The sequence below is a fragment of the Streptomyces sp. NPDC085937 genome (genome assembly GCF_044540535.1).
Lineage (GTDB): Bacteria > Actinomycetota > Actinomycetes > Streptomycetales > Streptomycetaceae > Streptomyces.
The window spans coordinates 330,460-349,215 of record NZ_JBITSH010000001.1 but is presented as its reverse complement, the minus strand read 5'-3'; the positions used below and the strand labels follow the sequence as shown (position 1 = coordinate 349,215).

General features: G+C 69.2%; 15 protein-coding genes. 8 read left to right on the top strand and 7 right to left on the bottom strand.

All coding sequences use genetic code 11. The annotated features are described in order from the left end of the window. Positions 1-48 precede the first annotated feature (48 nt). The 3 genes from ACIF8S_RS01400 to acnA all read right to left on the bottom strand — a co-directional run bounded on the left by ACIF8S_RS01400 (position 49) and on the right by acnA (position 5,519). Positions 49-1,566: a xylan 1,4-beta-xylosidase gene (locus ACIF8S_RS01400; protein WP_399996661.1), complete on the bottom strand. Its 1,518-nt coding sequence runs from the start codon at positions 1,564-1,566 to the stop codon at positions 49-51. A 557-nt stretch (positions 1,567-2,123) separates the two neighbouring features. Further along, on the bottom strand, positions 2,124-2,525 hold the full coding sequence (locus ACIF8S_RS01395) for a hypothetical protein (protein ID WP_399996660.1): 402 nt from the start codon (positions 2,523-2,525) through the stop codon (positions 2,124-2,126). 270 nt (positions 2,526-2,795) lie between these two features. Next, entirely contained in the window at positions 2,796-5,519 is a 2,724-nt protein-coding gene (gene acnA, locus ACIF8S_RS01390; protein WP_349797387.1) for an aconitate hydratase AcnA, read from the bottom strand. A gap of 454 nt (positions 5,520-5,973) precedes the next feature. Between acnA and ACIF8S_RS01385 the strand changes: the two genes are divergently transcribed. The 5 genes from ACIF8S_RS01385 to ACIF8S_RS01365 all read left to right on the top strand — a co-directional run bounded on the left by ACIF8S_RS01385 (position 5,974) and on the right by ACIF8S_RS01365 (position 9,480). Continuing rightward, complete coding sequence (locus ACIF8S_RS01385) at positions 5,974-6,180, top strand: DUF4236 domain-containing protein (RefSeq protein WP_078895000.1); 207 nt, start codon at positions 5,974-5,976, stop codon at positions 6,178-6,180. 89 nt (positions 6,181-6,269) lie between these two features. After that, positions 6,270-7,799 (top strand): helix-turn-helix domain-containing protein, encoded by a 1,530-nt coding sequence (locus ACIF8S_RS01380; RefSeq protein ID WP_399996658.1) that lies wholly within the window; start codon positions 6,270-6,272, stop codon positions 7,797-7,799. 345 nt (positions 7,800-8,144) lie between these two features. Then, positions 8,145-8,537 (top strand): hypothetical protein, encoded by a 393-nt coding sequence (locus ACIF8S_RS01375; RefSeq protein ID WP_399996657.1) that lies wholly within the window; start codon positions 8,145-8,147, stop codon positions 8,535-8,537. 5 nt (positions 8,538-8,542) lie between these two features. After that, a complete protein-coding gene (locus tag ACIF8S_RS01370; RefSeq protein WP_399996655.1) occupies positions 8,543-9,211 on the top strand; it encodes a nucleotidyl transferase AbiEii/AbiGii toxin family protein in 669 nt (222 codons plus the stop codon). Positions 9,212-9,336: 125 nt separating this feature from the next. Beyond that, positions 9,337-9,480, top strand: coding sequence for a hypothetical protein (locus tag ACIF8S_RS01365; protein ID WP_399996654.1), 144 nt, complete (start codon positions 9,337-9,339; stop codon positions 9,478-9,480). A 74-nt stretch (positions 9,481-9,554) separates the two neighbouring features. Here ACIF8S_RS01365 and ACIF8S_RS01360 read toward each other — a convergent pair whose 3' ends face one another. From ACIF8S_RS01360 to ACIF8S_RS01345, 4 genes are all read right to left on the bottom strand, one after another. Beyond that, on the bottom strand, positions 9,555-11,378 hold the full coding sequence (locus tag ACIF8S_RS01360; protein WP_399996653.1) for a UvrD-helicase domain-containing protein: 1,824 nt from the start codon (positions 11,376-11,378) through the stop codon (positions 9,555-9,557). After that, a complete protein-coding gene (locus ACIF8S_RS01355) occupies positions 11,375-13,537 on the bottom strand; it encodes an ATP-dependent nuclease (protein ID WP_399996652.1) in 2,163 nt (720 codons plus the stop codon). The genes ACIF8S_RS01360 and ACIF8S_RS01355 overlap by 4 nt, the downstream gene beginning before the upstream one ends. A gap of 353 nt (positions 13,538-13,890) precedes the next feature. Next, complete coding sequence (locus tag ACIF8S_RS01350) at positions 13,891-14,064, bottom strand: hypothetical protein (RefSeq protein WP_399996650.1); 174 nt, start codon at positions 14,062-14,064, stop codon at positions 13,891-13,893. Positions 14,065-14,605: 541 nt separating this feature from the next. Beyond that, entirely contained in the window at positions 14,606-15,718 is a 1,113-nt protein-coding gene (locus ACIF8S_RS01345; protein ID WP_399996649.1) for a right-handed parallel beta-helix repeat-containing protein, read from the bottom strand. Positions 15,719-16,167: 449 nt separating this feature from the next. Here ACIF8S_RS01345 and ACIF8S_RS01340 point away from each other — a divergent pair, with 449 nt between their 5' ends. From ACIF8S_RS01340 to ACIF8S_RS01330, 3 genes are read left to right on the top strand one after another with little or no spacing between them, the layout of a single operon-like run. Continuing rightward, positions 16,168-16,401, top strand: a complete 234-nt coding sequence (locus ACIF8S_RS01340; protein ID WP_399996648.1) for a hypothetical protein — start codon at positions 16,168-16,170, stop codon at positions 16,399-16,401. Continuing rightward, positions 16,398-17,963 (top strand): transporter, encoded by a 1,566-nt coding sequence (locus ACIF8S_RS01335; protein ID WP_399996646.1) that lies wholly within the window; start codon positions 16,398-16,400, stop codon positions 17,961-17,963. Before ACIF8S_RS01340 ends, ACIF8S_RS01335 begins: the two co-directional genes overlap by 4 nt. Positions 17,964-18,023: 60 nt before the next feature. Continuing rightward, positions 18,024-18,632, top strand: a complete 609-nt coding sequence (locus ACIF8S_RS01330) for a dihydrofolate reductase family protein (RefSeq protein WP_399996645.1) — start codon at positions 18,024-18,026, stop codon at positions 18,630-18,632. The last annotated feature ends 124 nt before the right edge of the window (positions 18,633-18,756 follow it).

Sequence of the window (18,756 nt, the reverse complement as noted above, 5' to 3'; positions counted from 1 at the left end):
GACACCGGGTCTGCTGCTCGTCGCGCGCTCAGGGGGTGAGGACGGTGCTTACGGCTCCTCCCCGCCGAGCAGCAGCCGCTCGTCCCACCAGGGCGGGGTCTCGTCGTCCACCGGGGTCAGCTCGACGAGGGTGATCTCATGGCGGGCCAGGGTGACGGTGAGGTCCGTCCGGCCGTTCTCGACGGGCAGCCGGGAGTGGCTGCGGGCGGGCTCGGCGGCCTCGTGCAGCATGTCGAGCTGCCCGGGGCGCGGGGAGCGCGGGGAGCCCATGTGCCGCCAGGCGGTGTAGGCGTTCCCGCGTTCCTCGTCGACGGAGGACCGGCGGACGAATACCTCACCGCGCCCCTCGGTGCCCACCGGGAGGGACAGGCGCAGGGTGTGCCGGTCCGGGCCGGGGGTGCGTCCCGTGGGGTCGACGGGGGCCCAGGCGAGGAGGCTGACCCGGCCGTCCGCGTGCCGGGTGACCAAGTGGTCCTCCCCGCGCGCGAGTTCCTGCTCCCCCAGCCGGGCCATGAAGGCGTACAGGTGGTAGGTGGGCTTGCGGACCTGGCGATGGGTGAGCAGGCCGAAGCCGCCGTGGAACAGTGCGGTGGGGATGCCGGTCTCCTCGAAGACGTCGCTGAACGTCCAGTAGGAGAAGGAGTCGGCGTGGTCGCCGCCCGACGCCACCACCGGGGCGAGGTAGGCGGCGTGGAAGGCGGTGTCGTGGATGAGGTTGTCGGGGCGGTAGGAGGAGTTGAACTCGGTGATGTGCACGGGCAGTCCGGCCAGGCGGGTGCCTTCGAGGGCCCGGCGCGGCTGGGCGAACTGGTCGAGCAGGGTGCTCGCCGGGGCCAGGGTCTGGTGGGTGCCGAACGGGACGGTCCGGGCGGGCCCCGAGGCGTAGGCGTGCCGGGACACGAAGTCCACGGGTACGTCACGGCGTTCGGCGAACTCCGCGAACCGCTCCAGCCAGCCGTCGGCGGCCGGCGACAGCGCGGGACCGCCGACCGCGAGCCCCGCGTCCACCTCCTTGACGGTGCGCGCCGTCGCCTCGTACAGCCGGTGGTAGGCCGCCTCGTCGGCGTCCTGCCAGAACGGGGGAAGGTCCGGCTCGTTCCACACCTCGACGGGCCAGGTGCGCACCTCGTCGAGGCCGTAGCGGTCGATCAGGTGGGTGAGGACCGCGCGGACCAGGCCGGTCCACTCCTTCTCGTCGGCCGGCGGGGTGACGTTGCCCTCCCACCAGAACACCGTCTGCTTCCCGGAGGCCATCTCTCTAGGCATGAAGCCGAGTTCGAGGAAGGGGCGGATGCCGGTGGCGAGGCAGGCGTCGAGCACCTGGTCGAGGTAGGTGAACGAGTGGTGGGTGCGGCGGGCGCCCTGCCATTCGTAGGGGCGGTGGACGCCCATGCCGTCACTGAGCAGGCCGTGGCCGCGCAGATGCCGGAAGCCGATCTCGCGCTGGAGCAGCGAGAGGGAGTCCTGGTAGTCGCGGCGCAGGGCGAGGTCCAGCCGGCCGGTGCCGACGCAGGCGCGCCAGGCGTCGGACAGCGGGCCGGCGGGCTCGGTGGGCACGTGGATCACATGTTCTCCTTCTTGAACCGCCGGCGGGCCTGGTCGTGCAGCTTGATGAACCTGCCGCCGTCGGTGAACACGCCGCCCGAGGCGCCACGTTACTGATCACCGGCAGGCGGCGGAACGGCAGGAAGAGCAGCGGCGGCAGCAGGGCCGCGAGTACGGCTGCCGGTCCTGGTGCGGCCGACGGCGGGGCCTTCGGCGGCGGTGCCGATGCGGTGGAGCTGCTCATCGATCGAGCCTCCCGGGTCGGACGCGGGACCGAAACTTTCGACCAGATGTCGACAGCCTCGCGGCAACCTAGGGGCCGGGCCGAACTGTGTCAATAGCCGCTGTTCAAAAGGCGGTCCGTACGTCGATGTCGAGCCTGCGGAGAGTCCCGGACGAGGCGCTGCGGGGCGAGAATGTGATGCGGGTGGGGGCGTCGCCTCCGAAATCGACTTCCGTCCGCCCGCAACGATCGAACGCATCCGCCCGTACGGCCCGCGAGGTATGACGTGCCCGGCGATCGCGCCGCCGAGGTCGCGGGTCGCCGGGGCATGCGGCCGCGGCACCCTGGGCGTACGTCAACCGGCCCGACAGGACAGGGCCGTTTCGGCGAGGGTGGCCCGCTGGGCCGCGGGCAGGGCCATCCGGAGGTCGCAGACCGCCGGCACGGGGCGCTGCAGTCGCGCGGAGCGCGGAGATCGCGCGGGTGGCGTGGGGCCCGCGGCGGCGCCGGCGCGGCCGCCGCTCGTCTCGCGGCCGACAGCGGCGGCGGCGTCCGGCGTCCCCTGACGGCACAGCAGGCCTGCCATGTCAGAGCGCGGCAGCGCGCCCGTTCGGGTCTGGGTGACGGCGCCGGACGTCAGGGCCAGCCCGGCGGCGGGCACGGCGGCCAGCAGGCAGACCAGGACGACGAACAGCACCCTGCTGCCGGTCCGCAGCGCCGGCCGGGCGCCGGCACGGTCGTTCGGTGGCGCGTTCATGAGCACGTGGGCACTTCCGTCCGCGCTGTGGGGGTCGACGGGTGACGGAGACGCGGGGCCGGACGAGGTGGCGGCGCCCCGGCGACGGGTTCCGGTCCGCCACTCATGGGAGCGCTCCCACCCCGTCCGTGAGAGGGACGCTAGCGCCGTGGCGCGGGGTTGTAAACGGTTACCGCGCGTATCCGGCCGCGCGCGAGGGGACCAGCCTCGAAACGCCGAGGGCCGCATCCCCCTGCGGGGATGCGGCCCTCGGTCCGCCCTGCCTGCCGCTTACTTGCGGATCAGGCTGCGCAGCACGTACTGCAGGATGCCGCCGTTGCGGTAGTAGTCGGCCTCACCGGGGGTGTCGATGCGGACGACCGCGTCGAACTCCACGCCCGTGTCGGTGCTGACCTTCACCGTGCTCGGGGTGGTGCCCTCGTTGAGCGCGGTGACGCCGGAGACGGAGAAGGTCTCCTCGCCGGTCAGACCGAGGGACTCGGCGGTGTGGCCCTCCGGGAACTGCAGCGGCAGGACGCCCATGCCGATGAGGTTCGAGCGGTGGATACGCTCGTACGACTCGGCGATGACGGCCTTGACGCCGAGGAGCGCGGTGCCCTTGGCCGCCCAGTCACGGGACGAACCGGAGCCGTACTCCTTGCCGGCCAGGACGACCAGCGGGACGCCGGCGGCCTGGTAGTTCTGCGAGGCGTCGTAGATGAAGGAGACCGGGCCGCCGTCCTGCGTGAAGTCGCGGGTGTAGCCGCCCTCGGTGCCCGGCGCGATCTGGTTGCGCAGGCGGATGTTGGCGAACGTACCGCGGATCATGACCTCGTGGTTGCCGCGGCGGGAGCCGTAGCTGTTGAAGTCGCGGCGCTCGATGCCGTGCTCCGTGAGGTACTTGCCGGCCGGGGTGTCGGCCTTGATGGCGCCGGCCGGGGAGATGTGGTCGGTGGTGACCGAGTCGCCCAGCTTGGCCAGCACGCGGGCGCCGGCGATGTCCTCGACCGGAGCCGGCTCCATCTGCATGCCCTCGAAGTACGGGGGCTTGCGCACGTAGGTGGACTCGCTGTCCCACTCGAAGGTGTCGCCGGTCGGGATGGGCAGCGCCTGCCACTGGGCGTCGCCGGCGAAGACGTCGGAGTAGGACTTGGAGAACATGTCCTCGCCGATGGCGTTCGCCACGACGTCGTTGACCTCGGCCTCGGAGGGCCAGATGTCCTTCAGGAAGACCGGGTTGTTGTCCTGGTCGTGGCCGAGGGCCTCGCGGGTGATGTCCACCTTCATGGAACCGGCGATCGCGTAGGCGACGACCAGCGGCGGGGACGCCAGGTAGTTCATCTTGACGTCCGGGTTGATCCGGCCCTCGAAGTTGCGGTTGCCGGACAGCACCGAGGTGACGGCGAGGTCGTGCTCGTTGACGGCCTTGGAGACCTCGTCCGGCAGCGGGCCGGAGTTGCCGATGCAGGTGGTGCAGCCGTAACCGACCAGGTTGAAGCCGACCTTGTCGAGGTAGGGGGTCAGGCCCGCCTTCTCGAAGTAGTCGGTGACGACCTTGGAGCCCGGGGCGAGGGTGGTCTTGACCCACGGCTTGCGGGTCAGGCCCTTCTCGACCGCCTTCTTGGCCACCAGCGCGGCGGCGACCATGACGTACGGGTTGGAGGTGTTGGTGCAGGAGGTGATGGCCGCGACCGTCACCGCGCCGTGGTCCAGCGTGTAGGTGGTGCCGTCGGGGGCGGTCACCTCGACCGGGTGGGAGGGCGCGCCGTTGGAGATCGCCGGGGCGTCGGAGGCCGGGAAGGACTCCTTGCTGGCCTCGTCGACGTCGCCGCCGTCCTTGACGTAGTTGCGCACGTCCTGGGCGAACTGGGTCTTGGCGTCGGCGAGGACGATGCGGTCCTGCGGGCGCTTCGGGCCGGCGATGGACGGGACGACCGTGGCCAGGTCCAGCTCGAGCTTCTCGGAGAAGTCCGGCTCGGCCTTCGGGTCCAGCCAGAGGCCCTGCTCCTTGGCGTACGCCTCGACCAGGGCGACCTGCTGGTCGCTGCGGCCGGTCAGGCGCAGGTAGTTCAGCGTCTCGTCGTCGATCGGGAAGATCGCGGCGGTGGAGCCGAACTCCGGCGACATGTTGCCGATGGTGGCGCGGTTGGCGAGGCTGGTGGAGGCCACGCCCTCGCCGTAGAACTCGACGAACTTGCCGACGACGCCGTGCTTGCGCAGCATCTCGGTGATGGTGAGCACCAGGTCGGTGGCAGTGGTGCCGGGCTTCAGCTCACCGGTGAGCTTGAAGCCGACGACGCGCGGGATCAGCATGGAGACCGGCTGGCCGAGCATCGCGGCCTCGGCCTCGATGCCGCCGACGCCCCAGCCGAGGACGCCGAGGCCGTTGACCATGGTGGTGTGCGAGTCGGTGCCGACCAGGGTGTCGGGGTACGCCTTGCCGTCGCGGATCATGACGACGCGGGCCAGGTGCTCGATGTTCACCTGGTGGACGATGCCGGTGCCGGGCGGGACGACCTTGAACTCGTCGAACGCGGTCTGGCCCCAGCGCAGGAACTGGTAGCGCTCCTTGTTGCGGCCGTACTCCAGGTCGACGTTCTGCTTGAAGGCGTCGTTGGTGCCGAACTTGTCGGCGATGACGGAGTGGTCGATGACCAGCTCGGCCGGCGCCAGCGGGTTGATCTTCGCCGCGTCGCCGCCGAGCTCCTTCACGGCCTCACGCATCGTGGCGAGGTCGACGACACAGGGCACGCCGGTGAAGTCCTGCATGATCACGCGGGCCGGCGTGAACTGGATCTCCTGCGACGGCTGCGCCTGGGAGTCCCAGCCGCCCAGGGCACGGATGTGGTCGGCGGTGATGTTCGCGCCGTCCTCCGTGCGGAGCAGGTTCTCCAGCAGCACCTTCAGGCTGTAGGGAAGGCGCGCGGAGCCCTCGACCTTGTCCAGCCGGAAGATCTCGTACGACTCGTCGCCCACCTGCAGCGTGCTGCGGGCGTCGAAGCTGTTCGCCGACACGACAGTCTCCTTCATTGATGTGCGCGTACCACCGTCAATCGTGCCGCCACGCCGGCTTGGCCGTTCCGGTGAGGTCGGGCTAAGTTAGGCATGCCTAACTCGAGTGGCGACCGCGGTGCGCCTCGGCAGATATCTCGATGTCGAGATAACTCTAGTACACGGGCGCGGAATGGTCATGCCCGGGTTCCGGTGTGGCCCCGGTGCGCCCGCTCCCGGCGCCCTTCCGCGGGCGCACTGTCCTCCTCCCCTCCACCCTCCCGCCGTGACGGGCCGGGCGCCACGGGTGACGCGGCTCCGGCTCCGGCTCCGGCTCCGGCTCCAGTGGCACCCGGAGTGATCGAGGGCACCGAAGGTGCCGAGAACCCCCGAGGACACCGGGTGCCATCACCGCTCCGGACCGGGGTATCCGACTGAGACACAGTCAGTCACGGCAGGACCGACCAAGGAGGCGGGGATGCCCCTCACGTTCCGTAAGAGTTTCCGGATCCTTCCGGGGGTGCGGCTGAACATCAACAAGAAGTCGTGGTCCATCACCACCGGCGGGGGGAAGAACGGCCCCCGGTACACCCGGAGCAGTACCGGACGTCGTACGACATCGATGGATTTGCCCGGACCTTTCGGTTGGCGCCGCACCACCCGCAGCCGTCGGACCAGCGGATAGCCGGGGCACACTGACGTCACATCACCCGACCATCACCCGAACGGACCCCCCAAGAGGTGCCATCTCATATCTGAGATAGCCTCAACCCCATGGCAGACGACTACCTCGTACGCATCGGCAAGCTCATCCGTGACGCCAGGCAGCACCGCGGCTGGACACAGACCCAGCTCGCCGAGGCGCTCGGCACCAGTCAGAGCGCCGTCAACCGCATCGAGCGCGGCAACCAGAACATCAGCCTTGAGATGATCGCCCGCATCGGTGAGGCGCTCGACAGTGAGATCGTCTCCCTGGGCTACGCCGGTCCGATGCACCTGCGGGTGGTGGGCGGCCGGCACCTCTCCGGCTCCATCGACGTCAAGACGAGCAAGAACGCGTGCGTGGCACTGCTGTGCGCCTCGCTGCTCAACAGCGGGCGCACGGTGCTGCGCCGCGTGGCCCGCATCGAGGAGGTCTACCGCCTCCTGGAGGTGCTGAACTCCATCGGGGTGCGCACCCGCTGGATCAACGAGGGCGTCGACCTGGAGATCGTGCCGCCGGCCGAGCTGGACCTCGCCGCGATCGACGCGGAGGCGGCCCGCCGCACCCGCTCCATCATCATGTTCCTCGGCCCGCTGCTGCACCGCATGGACCGCTTCATGCTGCCGTACGCCGGAGGCTGCGACCTCGGCACGCGCACGGTGGAGCCACACATGATCGCGCTGCGCCGGTTCGGGCTGGACATCGCGGCGACGGAGGGCCAGTACCACGCGGTGGTCGACCGGGCCGTCGCCCCGGACCGCCCGATCGTGCTGACCGAGCGCGGGGACACGGTCACCGAGAACGCGCTGCTGGCCGCCGCGCGGCACGACGGCACGACCGTCATCCGCAACGCGTCCTCCAACTACATGGTCCAGGACCTGTGCTTCTTCCTGGAGGCGCTGGGCGTCAAGGTCGACGGCATCGGCACGACGACGCTGACCGTGCACGGTGTGCCGAAGATCGACGTGGACGTCGACTACTCCCCCTCCGAGGACCCGGTCGAGGCGATGAGCCTGGTGGCGGCGGCGGTGGTGACGGAGTCGGAGCTGACGGTCCGCCGGGTGCCGATCGAGTTCCTGGAGATCGAGCTGGCGGTCCTGGAGGAGATGGGCCTCGACCACGACCGCACGCCGGAGTACTTCGCGGACAACGGCCGTACGCGGCTGGTGGACCTGACCGTCCGGCCCTCCAAGCTGGAGGCGCCGATCGACAAGATCCACCCGATGCCGTTCCCGGGCCTGAACATCGACAACGTGCCGTTCTTCGCGGCGATCGCGGCGGTGGCGCAGGGCAAGACCCTCATCCACGACTGGGTCTACGACAACCGCGCCATCTACCTGACCGACCTCAACCGCCTCGGCGGCCGGCTCCAGCTCCTCGACCCGCACCGCGTCCTGGTCGAGGGCCCGACCCGCTGGCGCGCCGCCGAGATGATGTGCCCGCCGGCGCTGCGCCCGGCCGTCGTCGTCCTGCTCGCCATGATGGCGGCGGAGGGCACGTCGGTACTGCGCAACGTGTACGTCATCAACCGCGGTTACGAGGACCTGGCGGAGCGGCTGAACTCGATCGGGGCGCAGATCGAGATCTTCCGGGACATCTGAAAGTCCTCAGAAACAACACCGCTACACCCCTCCTGACCTGCGTGTACGCGAGCCAGGAGGGGGTCCTGCTTCGTCTGTGGGACTTCTCAGGGACTTGTGGGCCGGGCCGGGCCGGGAGACTGTATCGGCCTCAGGGGCTGGGGAACGGATTGCCCGGCACTCCACGTACTGCGTCCGGAAGACGTCGGCCTGAGCGCCTCATAGACGAGCACACGTCAGGGAGGGTTTCTCGACTCGCTGCCTTGCTGTCAGACTCAGACACCCTTCACAAGCCCGTCCCGCTCACTGCGGACGCAAGCTCGCGCATCATGACCCTTACCGCTCCCCTGCGGTCATAATAGAAGCATGACCTCCAGCTCAAAGCGCCCCGTACCCGCGCCGAGCGGCCTCTCGGACGCGGTCGCCGAAGATCTCGCGCTGTACCGGGAGAAATTCCGGCGGCGTCTGCCGGAGTCACTGGACGAGTTGCACGGCCCCACCCAGGGGATCGTGGAGCTACCGCTGCACATGGCCTGGTCCGGGATGACGTCGTACGACCTGGAAAAGCCTCGCCAGCGCATGGGCCTCTACCGCACTGTTCTGCATGAGGGCCTGCGCGACGACCTGCCCCGCTACCTCAACCAGGAACTGCTCCTCCAGCTGTGGCCGGTGCTGCGCACCCTCGTCGGCCGCAGCGTGCGCGCCGTATGGGAAGATGCTTTCCCCCAGCTCGCCTCCCACATCCGGGCAGCCGCGTGACGGACATGCCGGAGCTGCACACACGGCTCCTGGCAGATGTGATCGCGCTGGGTTCCCCGTATCCCCTGGTTCTCACCGGTGGGTACGCCGTGCGGGCGCACCGCCTCGTGACCCGCCCCAGCCAGAATCTTGATGTCGCCACCGAGAACCCGGCGCCCATGGCCGACATCGCCGCCACGCTCCGCGTCGGCCTGGAAGCCCGCGGCTGGAAGGTGCACGCGCTGGAAATTGCCCCGCTGTCCGCCCGCTTCACCGTGTCCGATCCGGCCACCGGGCAGGACTGCGAGGTCGACATCCTCAAGGAGATCTTCTGGCGGCCGGTCGCCCAGAGTCCGTACGGGCCCGTCCTCGCGGAGGAGGATGTGATCGGGACCAAGGTCCGTGCTCTCGCCGACCGTGGAGCGCCCCGCGACCTGATCGACGTGTTCGCAGCCTCGCGCCGCTGGACCACTGCCGAGCTCGAGGAGTTCGGCCGCCGCCACGCCCGCGGCCGCTTCGAGCGCGAGGATCTACAGTCGAATCTCACAGGCGCCGAGTGGACTGACGACGAAGCCTTCGCCGCTTACGGGCTCGATGACGCCACCATCACCGCTCTCCGCTCCTGGGCCGTGGAGTGGGCCGACGACCTCGCGGCCCGCCTCCTCGAAGAGGCCGATGATCCGGGCATCGAGTAATCACGTCCGAATCGGATCGCAACTGCAAGCAATCAGAGCAAGAGCCGAGGAATGATTAGGGGGGCTTGCCCACGTCAAGCACGCCGGGCAGATCCGGGGCAGGTCACGGCGCCCGCCAGCCTCTCGTGCCACCGGCACCACCCGCCTCCGACCAGACCCGCCTGCTCTGCTTCAGCAGCGCCGCCTCCGCCCACGACCTGCACGGCATCGCGGACCGCAACCGGACCGTCCAACTGGTCGACCTGAACCGTCTCTACGAGGGCAAGTGACAGCACCCCACCCGGCCGACCGGTCACGTGGCACCCACCTCCGACCGGGCTGCTTCGGTTCCGGGGTGGGAGTATCAGCCTTCCCGCTCACCCCCCACCACTCTGTCCCCGTCGAATCGCAGCGACGTGATCCGCGACTCACCGACCCATTCCCGGATGGTGTCCAGTGCGGCAGGCTCGAGTTTCGTGGTGAAGAGGATGGCCAGGTGCTCTCTGGCTCGTGAGCACGCCACGTAGAACAGGTTGCGCGCTCGGATGAACGCTTCCAGATCCTTGTCCACCAGTTCGTCGCGCCGGGAGAAGTTGGCCAGCATCTCGGGGATCTGGAAGCGGGTGTGACCCTTGCTGACCACTGTGAGGACCCGGGTGAACTCCAGTCCCTTCACTCCGTGTTGTGTGGCGAAGGGTGTGCCACCGCCGAGGTGTTCGTTCAGCGCCAGCAGCTGCGCGTACGGAACGTCGCGCAGCTGCTGGTACTCCTTCGACCGGGCCGCCGCCCGGGCCTTGGCCTTGTCGTCACTCACAGCCTGCGGGTCGGCGGCGTTTGGTGACACGGTCTTCCGATGACGCTCGCGTACCTTCTCCAGGCCGTCGAAGAGCTGCTGCTCAAGACAGAGGTCGAGGACGTCGCCGACCGTGCCCGTCTCGCGGGTCTCCCCCAGCTTTTCCAGGAACGCCACCCATTCTTGCTTGTCGGCGGGCGAGTTGATGGGTGGGCGGCCACGTGGGTCGAGTGCGTCGAACATCGCGCCGTAGCGCTTGTGCCGGTGGTGGAGCAGGGCAGGTTCCAGCGTGTCCATGAAGAAGGCCATTGCATGGTCCTCCTTCTTCACGTAGGAATCGTTGCGCCGAAAGGCTCCGTGGAGCTTCTGGTAGCCCAGCTCGCCGGCGATCGTCTCGTGCGTGAGCATGAGGATCTTCGTGCTCGGCTCCTCCGCCCACGCCGGGTCATCGTGCCCGGATGTCCCGGTGCTCCAGAACCGCTCGCGGGCATCGTTCAATACCCAGCTCCGGGCCGCGTGGGCCGCGCCCCAGTCGAGTTGGCCCTTCCGATGGTGAGTGAGTCTTGTCCCGGCCCACTCGTTGGTGTGATAGACGGCGACGGTGCCCTCGCCCGCTCCTGGCACCGTGGTCTGTGTCAGTTCGGGGCGCATCCTGTTCAGGAGGTTCACGACGGCGCGCTGCGAGCGGCGGTTGCGCCGTCTGAAGATCGGTGTCGGGCGCGCGTCCTCGAGTGCCCCGCACGCGTTCTCGTAGATCTGCTGCCAGTGGTCCCCGAAGAAGCCGCAGAGGGGGCCGCGCTCTGTGGTCTTCTCGCCCGGTGCGCCCAGCATGGCCTCCGCCAGGCCGGCGGGGGTGTCCTGGTACTCGTCCACGAAGATGATCGGAAACCGGTCGGCGGCCAGGGCCCGGAACTTGGGAAGGGCGAAGAACGCCCCTGCGAGGACAGGCAGGTCGTTGTGCCCCAGCTGCACATGACGGGTGTCGTGGTCCACTTTCTGGAAGCCGGTGCTGTACTCGACGGTGTAGCCGTCCAGCGAGGTGCGGCCCTCCATCTTCGACGGCATGATGTCCAGCTCGACGATGTGGCGCAGCAGGTGCTTACGGAAAGGGGAGAGCAGCTGCCACAGGAAGCCGTGGATGGTTTCGGCGAACACGTACGGGCTGCGGTCGGTGCGGCTGATGATCTCGTCGCGGGCCACATTGGTGTAGGTGACGCAGGCGACGCGTTGGTGGGGCCGCGGGAGGTAGCGGGCGCGGTCGGCCAGGATGCTCCGGAGTGCCTCGATCAGTGAGCTGGTCTTGCCCGCACCGGCGCCGGCCTCCACCTTGAAGTGCCGGCCTTCCCGGAGGGACGTCAGGATCGTGTGCGTGACGTTTTCCGCCTCGGTCGTCACTCGTCGTCCGCCTTCGTCGCCGTCCCGTCCTGTGCCATGAGCCACTCGAGGCCGCGCCTGATGTACTTCGGGACCTCCCAGTCGTGGTCCCCGAGAACGTGGTCGAGGGCGAAGTCGACCTTGCTGCGCCTGCTTTCCACGCTGCCACGGGCTTGTTCCTCCAGTTCCTGGGTGGGAGCGTCACCTGCGGAGATGCCGAACAGGGCCCGGTTGGTCAGCGCGAAGGCGTCCTCGAAGGTACGGCCGCACGGACCGCCGGGCTCCTCCGGCACCTGGTAGGCGAGGCACATGCTGCCGCCGGCGATCGGCGGGTCCGTCTCGGCCCGCTGCAGCAGCTCGGCCACCGTGATGTCCGCCGTCTCGGAGAACCACGCCTTGATGGACGGGTTGTGAGTATGTCCGGCCTCGGACACCAGACACTTGCCCCTCTTGGGCCCGCTCTTGTCGACGGGATCGAGGTCCGTGATGATCAGGGCCGGGATCCCGAGGACCTTCAGCAGCGGATAGAACCTGTGGGCATGCGCCCCGCCGACCTCCATCAGGGTCACGTACTGGTGCTGGGGCGTCTCTCCGGGCCTCCTCGCCGCCAGCTTCTCCTCCGCCGCCGGGACGAAGACTCGCTCGCTGGCGCCCTCGACGAGGATGGCCTTGTCCGCGAAATAGAGGTCGGCCCGGGTGAGGGTCAGGTACTTGCGGAGGAACCTCTCGTCGCCGGTCACCTGGGACAGGTCCTTGATGACGGTGCGGGCCGCCCCCGGCTCGCCTCCGCTCTCCACGGCGTCCTCCTCCTTTCGGAAGTACCGGATGTCGGAGAAGCGCCCCTGGTTGGCCACGTGTGCCGAGTGGGTGGTCACCACGAACTGAGCGTTCCACCGGGGGCCGCTGTCGCCTGCGGTGGTGCTCTCTTCGACCGCTCCCGCCTGCCCGGGCATGCTCGCCCTCATCTGCGCGTCGATCCGAGGGAACAGACTGACGGAGTACGTGAGTCGCTGGATGAACGCCTCCTGCATCTGCGGATGCAGATGGGCCTCCGGTTCCTCCAGGAAGACGAGATGGATCCCCGACTCCAGAGACGTCGCCGTGTGGTCGCGGTAGCAGGTGAATAGCCTGAGCAGAATCATCACCAGGTTCCGCGTACCGAGGCCGTTGTACGACTCCGGGAACCGCACACCGGCCACTCCCGGATAGTGAATGCGCGCGAAGTTCCTGAGCAGCCTCTTGGAGTCCAGCCGGGCGGCCGTGACGAACTCCTGGTTACCCAAGCCTGGATAACCGAAGGCCTTCAACGTCGGCGCCACCCGTTCGCGGACCTTCTGGAGGCTGCTGTCGAGACTGCCGGAGGTGTCCACGAGCGTCCTGTCGATGCTCGCGGCGAGCTCCTCCAGCCACGTCGCGTTCTGGCTCTTCTCCGCCGCGGTCAGCAGTTGCTCGAAAACCGCTCCGATCGGCGCGGCATGCCCCTCGCCCTCGTCGTCCAGTCCTCGCTGCGCCTCGACGAAGTCCACCCTCACCAGGGTGCGCACGTCCGCGAGGTCGACCGGTCGGACGTTCGCCTCATCGGTCGGGTCGACCGCCGTCACCGACATCTCGAAGTGCTTCGGGATGTCTCTGCCCAGCCGCTCAAGCGTGGCGGTGGCATCCGGCTCGACAGGCACATTCCCGAAGAACTCCTTCAGGGCACCGTCCCCCAACGCGTAGGCGAACCTGATCACCACCTCGGAGCAGTCGGGGTCGAGGTCCACCACGAAGGGGGCCAGTGGCCCATACTGGCCGCAGTCCTTGTCGTAGGCGATGTGAAGGGTGAGGGTGACTGCCGGAGCCGTGTCGCGCGCCTGCTCCACCTCGCCCGCGGCGAAGAGGCGATGGGCAGCGAGGAACTCCTCGTAGCAGTCGGCGGAGAAGTCCTCCATGCGCAGCGCGGTCTTCTTCCTCGCCACGAAGAATTCGAACAGCTTCGCCAGCGAGGTCTTTCCCGTGTTGTTACGGCCGACGCACAGTGTCACCTCGTCGGTGAAGGAAAGCTCGGTTCTGCGAAGCAGCCGGAAGTTGCGGATGACCGCCTTGGTGAGCCGGGGCGGCACCGGGGCCACGGGTCCACGTGGTTCGGCGGAACCGTCTCGCGGACCTGGGATGACAGGCGGTGCAGTGGTCTGGGTCATCGCGGCTCCTTGCTGCGCTCGTACACATCCTGGGACGTCTTGGGGGAACGCACAGCAAAAGGAGCCACAACCCCCATGAGATGCCGTCACCCCTCAGGATCCGGGGCCGCATCTTGTCACCATTAGTCTCTAAATGCACAACGGTCGCATTTGATTCAATTTCGGTTATCTGCCGATCTGAATTCGTCCTCAACCGTTCGACATGTGGCACCCATGCGGCACCCGCCGCCCCCAAAGCACCGGTCGCGTGAGGAGTGGCCGTACATGAGCGCACAGCGTGACCATGCCCAGCAGGGGCTTGCGCCAGAGGTGGCGTGGTGGTCTCCGAGTCAGGCCGGAGGCCGGCCTATGTCCTAGCCCGTCAAGTCCCTGAGGATCTTGTTCAGCGCTTCGACCTCTCCAGCATCCTCGAAAAGGCTGCGGGGAAGGTGGTCGAAGGCAAGAGGGCCGACGCCGTGCAGAACGTCGTCGTACGCCGATGCTACGGCGGCGCCTATCAGCAGGTCCGTCGCCTGATCAAGGCTCATGTGCCCCGCCGGCTACCGGTACTCACCTGGAACGCGGGAAACAGTCACCAGGTGTCCCGGTCCGGCTCGATGAACCTGATCGCTCTCTCACCCAGGAAATTGCGCCGTAGTGAGAGAGCGATCAGATGTCCTTCTCTCGCAGGTCGAGCAGGCGGGAAGCGCACACCAGGAAAACGGCGGGCGTCCGTGCGGACAGATGCATGGCGGCCGTGGCGGCTTCCCGCAGTGTCGAAAGGTCGGACCCTGGGACTTTTCTGGGACTTCCGGCCGCATCAACGGCCACGATCGTGCAACAGCCGAAAGATTATTTCCCCAGGTCAGCGACCTGCAACGGTCCATCGCAGCAGGTCACGGCATTCGCCGGTCCCTTCCGGGACATCTGAGAGAAGCCGGGCAGGACGCCGTCACGCCCCTCCCGACCTGAGCGAACGCGAGGCGGAAGTGGCGTGGCGGCGGCGCCCCGGTACGACGGTGTCAGATCGAGGATCTCGCGCCGCAGGCGGAGAAGGGCTGGTAAGGGCCGTGAGGGCCGCGACCCCCGTCAGCCGGCCAGTACGTCGACGACGTTGCCCGTCAGCACGGGCGCGTGGTTGCCCTGGTGGCCGACGAGGTGCACCGGGGCGGATCCGGAACACCTCACCGTGAGGTCCGAGAGCGCGCATCCGGCCAGCACCCACCGGCTGCCCTGGAGGTTGGTGGCGGTCACGTCCGTGTACCACAGGGTGTTGCCGCTGAAGGTGGGCGGCAGGACCCCTGACACGACGACGCCGGGTCCCGGGTCGGCCGGCGAACCGCCCACGGGGAACGCGAGGTTGGCCGTCCACCGGACGGGGGTGCCGCCGTTCGAGTGGTTGAAGGTGCTGCCGGTCACGGCGCCGTGGTTCCAGTTGTCGCTGCTCTGACCGCCGTAGGGACTCGTGGCCGCGAGGGAGTAGTAGGCGCCGTAACAGCCGACGACGGTGTTGCCCTGGATGTTCCAGTTGCCGGAGGAGTTCCACACGGCCAGTCGGCAGTAGGTGAAGACGTTGTTCGCCAGCAGCGCGTACTCGCTGCGGTCCGCCGCCGAGAAGCCGAAGTAGCACCGGTCGAAGGTGTTGCCGCTCACCACGGTGCGGGAGCCGAAGTAGTCGTCGGCGGCGGAGCCGGTGACCACGACGCCGGCTCCGCGCCACCGGGCGAAGTCGCAGTCGGTGACGCGGACGTCGCTGCCGCGCGTGATCCTCACGGCCACGTGGTTCGCGGCCATGGAGGTACCCAGCGGGTCGGCCTCCTGCCCGCGGAAGCGCACCCCGGTGACGGTGACGTTCCGCTTCTGAGTGACGCGCAGGGCGGTGACCGAGGGGCCGGTGACCGTGACCGTGGCGCCGTTGCCCACGACGAGGCAGTCGTCGGGCAGTTCCACCGTCGCCGGAAGGACGTAGGTGGCTCCGGGCTCGAGCTGGACCCGGCGGGTGGTCGCCAGCACCTGCTGCCAGTTCTGACCCACCGCCAGGACGGGCAGGCCCGTCGCCGTCACGTCGGCGGCCCGTGCCGTGGCGGGCGGGGCCGCGGCCGATGCGGACGGCGCGATCAGCATTCCTGCCGAGAAGGCGCCCGCGGCACCGGCGAGCGCCTTGCGCCTGGACACCGAGGCGTCGTCCTTCACGGCGTTCATGCCGACCCCTATCGCTCGTAAGACATCTGATGTCTGATGTTGTGCCCAGCACGCTAGTGAGTACGTGCTCGGCGGTCAACCGTTCCGCCGGGGGCAACTGGGCACGACATGACACCGCCCGACGCGTCCCGCGTCGACCGCCGGCCCGCCTGTGGACCGGCGGCCCGTTCACAGAGTCCCGATCGCCGTACGGGCGTGAATCGAGTGCGCGCTCACCGTCCCGTGAGCTCCTGATTGGGCGAGGGAACAGTCCCCCTCCATGCCGCCTCCGCGTCTGGTTGACTCCGCGGCCACCCCCACATCCGTGCCGGCGCCCATCACGGGGTGCCGGGTCGACGTGCGTGAGCGGAGTTGTCTTGGAGTTCTACGAAGCGGAGCCGTACCGGCAGGGCCCGCCGGTGCCTGACGACCGCGCCCTGTCCGCGCAAGTCCCGGCGGAGGACGCGCGCTTGAGGGTTGGCTTGCGGGTCGGTCTGCGCATCGCCCTCGTGTGGGTGCTGTACGTGGTGGCCGCCGCGCTCGTCCCCGGTGTGTACGGCACTCCGGTCGCCGGGGCCGTGAGTCTCGGGGTGGTGCTGGCGGTCGTACCGCTCGGGATCGGTGTGCACGGCCTGGTCGTGTACGGGCGGCGGGTCGACCAGGTCACCGCGGCCTCCGACGGGGACGACCGGAGGTGGGCGTGACCGCGTTGCTCGACTCCTCCTCACGGTCGCTCGTCTTCGCCGTGTTCTCCGTGTTCGTCGTCATCTGCCTGATGCTGTGCGTCATCACCGGCGCCGACGAGGACGACCGCGCGCTCGTGCGGTCCGACAGCCGGCGGCTCCGGTCCTGGCAGCAGGGCATCGCGATGGGCGGCGACACCACCACCGTCGCGACCGTCACCGTGCTGGTGGGCATGGTCGCCACCACCGGGTTCGACGGGCTCGGTGTCATGCTGGGCAGCCTGGTCGGCGTCCTGCTGTTCCTCGTGCTGGTCATCGAGCCGCTGCGCGCGCAGGCCTCGCTGACCACCCCGGACCTGCTGGACGCGCGCGGCAGCGGCGGGTCCGGTGTGCGGGTGGCCTGGGGTGTGGTGACGCTGCTGGTCTGTTTCCCGCTGCTGGTGGTCCAGTTGGTGGTCGTCGGCAATGTGGCCGCCGCGCTGCTCGGGCAGCCCGGCGCGCGGACCGGGTGCATCGTCGTCATCGGCTGTGTGATGACCGCGCTGGCCGTCAGCGGCGGCATCCGGGGCACGGGTGTGGTGATGATCGCCAAGTCGGTGATCGCCCTGCCCGTGCTGCTGGTCGCCGCCGCGCTCGTCCTGCACCGCTTCGGCGGGGATCTGGGGCGCCTGCTGGACGCGGCCGCGAACGGTTCGGGGACGGGCGAGGGATTCCTCCGGCCCGGTGGCTACACGGGTGACGGGTGGGTCGGGGCGGTGAACCGCGTCGGGCAGATCCTCGGCATGACCATGGCCACGCTGGCCATGCCCGCCGTACTGATGCGGGCCATCGCGACGAAGAGCCCGCGCGGGGCCCGTACCGTCGGCCGCTGGATGCTCGGTGAGCTCGTCCTGCTGTACGGCGCCCTCGCCGTCGTCGGCGTCGGCGCGGCGGCCCTGGCGGGCGGGATGCTGCGGGAGGCCGGTCCGTCGGCGCAGGTGTTCACGCCGCTGCTGCTGGGGCGGGCGCTGGACAGCGGCGGCATCCTGGTCGCGGCCCTGGCCTGCGTCCTCTTCCTCACGGCGCTGGCCGCCGTGGTCGACGTGACCCTCGCCGCCGGGATCACCCTGGGCCGGGACGTGCTGGGGGCCTCCGGCGGACGCCCGGCGGGCCGGGTGGACGGCACCGCGTCGCGGTGGGCCGCCGCGCTGACCGGGCTGGCCGCCGCGGCCGTCGCCGTGGTGTGCGCCGACTGGAACCTGGTGGTCGTCTCGACGCTCTGGCTCGGCCTCTGCGGCGCCGCCCTCGCGCCCGTCCTGCTGTACGCGCTGTACTGGCCCGGGTTCACCGCCCGCGGCGCGCTGTGGTGCCTGTGGGGTGCGACGGTGGTGACCGTCGTGGCGCTCGCGGTGTCGCCGTACATGTCCGGCACCCCCACGTCGATCATGCCGGGGCACGACTTCCGGGTCTGGGACGTGACCATCCCGGGGCTGGTGACGACGCCGGTCGGGTTCCTGCTGGGCTGGCTGGGCAGCGTCACGGATCCGCGCCGGACGGCCGGTGACACCGTCCGGAGGTCTTCACCGCGTGCCGCCCACCGATGATTTCCGGTCGGTGGCACGGTCTTCATCGGTAACACGGACCGGACACCCCAGGAGGACACCATGTCCCGGAAGATCGTCGCCAGCCTGTTCATCTCCCTCGACGGTGTCGTCGAGGCCCCCGACCAGTGGCACTTCCCGTACTTCAACGACGAGATGGGTGCGGCCGTCGGCGAGGGCCTGGGCAACGCCGACACCATGCTTTTCGGCCGCGTGACGTACGACAGTTTCGCCGGCGCCTGGCCGGAGCGGGAGACGGCGGGCGCGGAGGACGCGGGCTTCGCCAAGCAGCTCGGCGACATGCGCAAGATCGTGTTCTCGCGCAGCCCGCTCGAGTTCCAGTGGCGCAACTCGGAGCAGGCGCAGGGCGACGTGGCCGAGGTGGCCTCCGCCCTGAAGGGCGAGTCCGGGGGTGACATCGGGCTGAGCGGTTCGGTGTCGGTCGTCCGGCAGCTGCTCGCGGCGGGCCTGCTCGACGAGCTCCAGCTTCTCGTCCACCCCGTCGCCGTCCGCAAGGGCATGCGCCTGTTCGACGAGGGCGAGCCGTCGATCCCGCTGCGGCTGCTGAAGTCGGAGACGTTCGGCACGGGGGTGCTGAACCTGGTGTACGGGCCGGACACGGCGCCGCCGACGGGGGGTTACCGGGAGGCGGTGGCTTCGCTCGGGGAGTAGAGAGGACCGACGTCACACCGACCCCAGCTCCGACGCCGTACACGACCACGCCGTTCACGCGCGAGAAGCGTGTTGACATCCTCAACACGTAGACGTGAGCCGCTCGTACGGACTAAGGTGTACG